Origin of the sequence: Olsenella uli, assembly GCF_016900775.1 — a bacterium.
Lineage (GTDB): Bacteria > Actinomycetota > Coriobacteriia > Coriobacteriales > Atopobiaceae > Thermophilibacter > Thermophilibacter uli_A.
In genome coordinates, this window is record NZ_JACJKN010000029.1 from 1 (window position 1) to 5,893 (window position 5,893).

Sequence of the window (5,893 nt, forward strand, 5' to 3'; positions counted from 1 at the left end):
GGGCGGGCCCCTCGGCGGGGGCGGCAACGGGCTCCTCGGCGGGCGCGGGCCCGCTCGCGCGCAGGTGCCGCGGGCGATGCGCGGGGGCCTCGTCGGCCGGCGCCTCGGAGACGGTAGGCGCCGCGGTGGCGGGCTCCGCCTCGCGGCGCGCCGCGGCACGACGACAGGCGCCGCGCACGAGCGCCGCCACGCCGATCGCACCGCCCACCGCGACGGCCCCGCTCGCGAAGCCCGCGGCAAAGGCGACGCCGGGAGAGGAAAGGACCCCGTCAAGCACGCCGTCGAGCGAGAGGGCCGCCGCGGGCGCCGGGAGCGCCAACGCGAGCGACCCGCCTATCCCCGCAAGGACGGCCGGATTCCTTCCCTCTCTCATGCTCTCCCGCTCCTCCCAGAGACGGAAGACGAGACGAACTTCAAACCACGATGGCCTCACCAACAAACGTGTGGTGAGAGGTGGCGTCCACGGTTTGGGCTTCGTTTCATCTTCGTGTTACCGCGACGACGCGCATCTGCGCTTTCCAGAGACTATACCCATTCGCCCGCAGGGCGCGCAAGTAGTTTCGACCTGCGGGTTAGGCCCCGCCCGGCGGGCCGTGGCCAGCCGGGCGGCCGGGTCACTAGCCCACGTAGCCCGTCTGGTTGGCCTTCTTGGCGCTCTTGATGAGGAACTCCTCGTTGGAGTCGGTCTCCTTGAGGCCGCGCACGAGGGCGTTGGCGGCGCGCTCCACGTTGTTCATGTTGGCGAGCACGCGGCGGATGCCCCAGACGAGCGGCTGGTAGGCGGGGTCGATGAGCAGGTCCTCGTTGCGCGTGCCGGACGCCACCGGGTCGATGGCCGGGAAGATGCGCTTGTCGGCGAGGTCGCGGTCGAGCTTGAGCTCCATGTTGCCCGTGCCCTTGAACTCCTCGAAGATGACCTCGTCCATCTTGGAGCCCGTGTCCACGAGCGCCGAGGCGATGATCGTGAGCGAACCGCCGTTCTCTATGTTGCGCGCGGCGCCGAGGAACTTCTTGGGCGGGTAGAGGGCCGCGGAGTCGACGCCGCCGGAGAGGATGCGCCCGCTCGCCGGCTGGGCGAGGTTGTAGGCGCGGGCGAGGCGGGTGATGGAGTCGAGCACCACCACGACGTCCTCCCCCATCTCCACGAGGCGCTTGGCGTGCTCGATCACGAGCTCGGAGACGTGGGTGTGGTTGTCGGCCGGCATGTCGAAGGTGGACGCCACGACCTCGCCGCGTATGGAGCGCTCCATGTCCGTGACCTCCTCCGGGCGCTCGTCCACGAGCAGGCAGAAGAGGTGCACCTCGGGGTTGTTGGCGGCGATGGACTGGCAGATCTTCTTGAGGACCGTGGTCTTGCCCGCCTTGGGCGGGGAGACGATGAGGCCGCGCTGGCCCTTGCCGATGGGGCTCACCAGGTCGATGGCGCGGCCGGTGATGGAGTCCTTGCCGCACTCCATGACGAGGCGCTCATTGGGGTAGACCGGGGTGAGGTCGCGGAAGCGCGGGCGCGCCTTCAGGTTCTCCGGCGCCTGCCCGTTCACCGAGGAGACGCGGATGAGGGGCGGGTACTTGCTGTTGGAGCGGCCGGGGCCCACGGTGCCCGCCACGCGGTCGCCGGCGCGCAGGCCGAGCGAGCGGATCATCTGCTGGTGAACGAAGGCGTCGTCGTCGCCCTCCATGTAGTTGCCGGTGCGGACCCAGCCGTAGCCCTCGTTGCCGATCTCGAGGATGCCCTCGACCGGGCGGAAGCCCTCGGCGCGCGCGGCGGCCTCGTAGACGGCCTCGACGAGCGCGGGCTTGCGCACGCCCACGTACTCGATCCCGAGCTCGGCCGCCTTGGCGCGCAGCTCGGCGACCTTCAGCTCGGCAAGCTCCTCGCGGGTGAGCGAGGGCTCGGCCACCTCCTGCTGGCGGCGGTTGCGCCGGCGGCCCTGGCCGTTCTGGCGGCGGCCCTGGCCGGCAAAGCCGCCGGCACCCTGGGCCCCGCCCCCGCCGGCGCCCGCGCGCTCGTTCTGGTGGCGGCGCTTGCGGCCCGGGCGGGCGGGCTGATCTGCGGCCTCGCCCTGCGCGGCCTCGCCGAGGGTCTGCGCGGGCATGGGGGTGGGCTCAGGGCTCGCCTGCGTGGCAGCGTCGGTCGCGCGGGTCATCTCGTCCGGTCGGGGCTGCCCGGCGTCGGACGGCTGCTGCTCCTGGGCGGCGGGCTGGGCCTCCGCAGCGGCCTGCTCGGACTTGCGGGGCCTGCCGCGGCGGCGCTTGGGCGGGGCCGGGGCCTCCTCCGCGCTCTGGGCGGAAGCCTCTCCCCCCTCCGCCTGTGCGGGGGCTTCGGCCGCCTCGACCTGCTCGGACTTGCGGGGCCTGCCGCGGCGGCGCTTGGGCGGGGCGGGCTCCCCCGCGGCTTCCGCCTCCTCGCGCGCCTTCGCCTCCGCGGCGCGCGCGGCCTCCATCTCGGCCTTGGTCCGACGGCGGCGGCGCGGCTTGGCGGGCGCCTTCTCAGGCGCGTCGGAAACGGGCTCGGCCTGGTCAGGAACGGAAACAGGCGTCTCGGCGTCCGGCATGTATCTACCTCTCTTGTTGCGGTCCCACACGCAGCATGGCATGGCCATGCGGCATGGCCCAACTGCTGCTGGAACTCTCGTGTGGGTGTGGGGAACGTGTGCCCCATAAAGCGGATGAAGGCGATCGCGCACGTACCGTGCGGGACCGCCTTCAGACTATAGCACGTATCGTGCGATGTCGCAGCAAAAACGTTGCATTACGCCGCGCCCTCGGCCTCCCCCGCCGCCCTGCGGCTGCCACGGAGCTTGCGGCGCACGACGATGCCCTCGATGCCCTCGACGAGCGACTCTGCGACGCGGACGCCCTCATCGGTGAGGCTTACGCTCGTGGTGTGCGCGCCCGCGGCGTCATGGGAGCGCGTGGCCAGGCCTCGCTCGACGAGCGAGGAGACGGACATGGAGACCGTGGGCTGCAGAAGGCCGAGCGCGTCGACGATCTGCATGATGGTGAGCGAGTCGCCCTCGGCGGCATAGAGGCCAAGGAGCACGAGGTCGCCGGCCTTGCAGAAGAGCGCGCCCATCGCGTCGACGTACTTCCTGATGCGCTCGGCGGAGGTGCGCGAGAGTGCGCGGCCCGTGGGAATCTGGGCGCGCGTGAGGTCGGAGAGCTCCTCCACGCGAGCGCGGCCGCGCTCGGAGATCGAGCAGACCACGTTCCTGCGATCCTCCGCCCCCTCCGCACGGTCGATGAGGCCGAGCGCGGCGAGGTGGTTGGTGCGATGCGTCATCGTGGGCCTGAGCGCCCCCTGGTACTCGGCGATCGACGAGGTCTTCATCGGCTCGTCGGCAATCTCGAGCCGGCAGAGAATCGCAAACTCCTCGAAGGTGAGGCGCTCCTCGGAGGCGCCCGCCTGCCTGACGATGTTGTACGCCCTCCGGACGGACATGAATTCCTTGAGGTCCACTGCCCCACCTCTCACGCACCTTCGCTAGCGCGAAGGACTCCCTGCAAAGCAGCTGAGAAAAACTGCTTCCTTGATAGCAGGGAGTATACATAATTCGGTTGGCATTAACCATTGTTAATGCCCGCAAGCGATAAAAATCCTAGATAACAATTCGATTATTCGCAATCTGTCCACACAAGGGCCCAGATTCGGCGCCCCTGCGTCACGTAAAAAGGCCCCGGCCGCGCAAGCCCGTCGGGGCGGCGCGACCGGGGCCCGGGTGGAGCGGGCGGGCGCTACATGCTCTGCGGGGCGCGGACGCCCACGAGCTCCAGCACGAGCGCGAGGACGCGACGCGTGGCGTCGCACGCCGCGAGGCGCGCGTGGCTGAGCGCCTCGTCGAGCGGTCGGCCTGTGCCGGGGAGCACCTGGCAGGCGGCGTAGAACGAGTGGAACTCGCCGGCGAGCTCCTCGGCGTAGTGCGTGAGGCGGAAGGGCGCCCGGTCGCGCGCGCAGCTCTCGACGAGGCTCGGGAGCTCGCCGATCTTGCGCGCGAGCGCGGCCTCGGCGGGCGCCGCGAGCAGCCCGAGGTCGTAGCTCTCCCCCACCGCGCGGCGCGCGACCTCGTCCATGCCGAGCTCCTTCGCCTCCTCGACGGTCACGCCGGCGCCGCGGCGCAGGATCGAGCAGATGCGGGCGTGCGCGTACTGCACGTAGTAGACGGGGTTGGTGTTGTCCTGGCGCTTCACGCGCTCGATGTCGAAGTCAATCATCTGGTTGGAGCTCTTGGAGATGAGCGTGTAGCGCGTGGCGTCGGCCCCCACCTCGGCGAGCAGCTCGTCGAAGGTGACCATCGTGCCCTTGCGCTTGGACATGCGCACGGGGCTGCCATCGCGCAGCAGGTTCACCAGCTGGCCCAGGAGCACCTCAAACTGCGTGGGATAGCCGAGGGCCTCGCAGGCGGACTGAACGCGCTGGATGTAGCCGTGGTGGTCGGCCCCCCAGATGTCGATCACGTGGTCGACGCGCTGGAACTTGTTCCAGTGATAGGCCACGTCGGAGGCGAAGTAGGTGTACTCGCCGTTGGTCTTGATGAGGACGCGGTCCTTGTCGTCGCCAAAGGTAGTGGAGCGGAACCACAGGGCGCCCGCCTCGTCGCGATAGAGGTGGCCCATCTCGTCCAGCGCTGCCAGGGCGCGGTCGACGGCGGAGGAGCCGTCCTCGCCCTTCACGTAGAGGCTGCGCTCGGAGAACCAGACGTCAAAGTCGCAGCGCGCCTCGTGGCAGGTGCCGCGGATGGAGTCGAGCATCCAGAGGTAGGCGCGCTCGCGGAACTCAGCCATGCGCTCGTCCTCGGGGGTCGCGAGCCACTTGTCCCCGTCCTCGGTCACGAAGCGCGCGGCGATGTCGACGATGTAGTCGCCGCCGTAGGCGTTGCCGCCCAGCGCCTCGTTGAAGGCGTCCGTGAGCGGGTGGGTCTCGGGGCGCTCGTCGCCCTCGTCCGCCACGAACGCCTCGCGGTCAGCGAGAAGCACCTCGCGGGCGTCCTCGAGCGAGGCGCCGCGCTCCCCCATCACGGAAAGCAGCTGCTGGTAGCGCATCGAGATGGAGTGACCGAAGACGTCCATCTGCGAGCCGTGGTCGTTGACGTAGTACTCGCGCTCCACGTCATAGCCCACGTGCTCCAGCACGCGGCAGAGCGAGTCGCCGATGGCGACCCAGCGGCCGTGGCCGATGTGGAGCGGCCCCACGGGGTTCGCGGAGACGAACTCCACCTGGACCTTGGTCCCCGCCCCCATGCTGGAGCGCGCGTAGTCGGCGCCCTGCTCGCGCACCGTGCGGAACACCTCGTTGGCCGAGGCGGTGGCGAGGTAGAAGTTGATGAAGCCGGGTCCGGCAACCTCGACGCGATCGACGGAGGGGTCCTCGGGAAGGCGGGAGACGATGGCGTCCGCGATCTGGCGCGGGGCGCGGCGGGCGAGCTTGGCCGAGCGCATGGCCACAGTCGAGCTCCAGTCGCCGTTTGAGGGGTCCGCCGGCCGCTCGAAGCCGAGGTCGCCGACCTCGAACTCAGGCAGTTCGCCGGCCTCCTGCGCGGCGGAGATGGCGGCTCGTACGAGCTCCTCGATCTTCTCGGGCATGAATTCTCCTCTTGCTTGCATCGTGGCCGCGCTCGCCTGGGACGGCGGCGACGCGGCGACTCAGTTGTGCGGGTAACTGTGTGATTGTAGCAAAGCGACTGCCCCCACGAGCCGGATGGGCGCCCCGCGGCGCCCGTCTCGTGGAAACTTCCATCATTTATTACATGGTAAAGAAGGGGGCAACGAGGTTCGGTGGCCCGATTTGGGGCGTCAGGGCCCTGTTGTCCCCTTCATTTCCATGCTATGAATAGTTGAACCGTTTGGAGGGGCGCGCACGAGAGGGATATCGGGCGAGGGGGCGAGGGGCGAGAAG

General features: G+C 69.8%; 4 protein-coding genes. All 4 read right to left on the reverse strand.

The annotated features are described in order from the left end of the window. A partial coding sequence (locus tag H6A23_RS11070) for a hypothetical protein (protein WP_204832231.1) occupies window positions 1-373 on the reverse strand: 373 nt, incomplete at its 3' end. Between the two features lie 244 nt (window positions 374-617). After that, window positions 618-2,555, reverse strand: a complete 1,938-nt coding sequence (gene rho, locus H6A23_RS11075; protein ID WP_204832232.1) for a transcription termination factor Rho — start codon at window positions 2,553-2,555, stop codon at window positions 618-620. 197 nt (window positions 2,556-2,752) lie between these two features. Further along, window positions 2,753-3,460, reverse strand: coding sequence for a MarR family transcriptional regulator (locus H6A23_RS11080; RefSeq protein WP_204832233.1), 708 nt, complete (start codon window positions 3,458-3,460; stop codon window positions 2,753-2,755). A gap of 275 nt (window positions 3,461-3,735) precedes the next feature. Beyond that, window positions 3,736-5,580, reverse strand: coding sequence for an arginine--tRNA ligase (locus tag H6A23_RS11085; RefSeq protein WP_204832234.1), 1,845 nt, complete (start codon window positions 5,578-5,580; stop codon window positions 3,736-3,738). Window positions 5,581-5,893 lie beyond the last annotated feature (313 nt).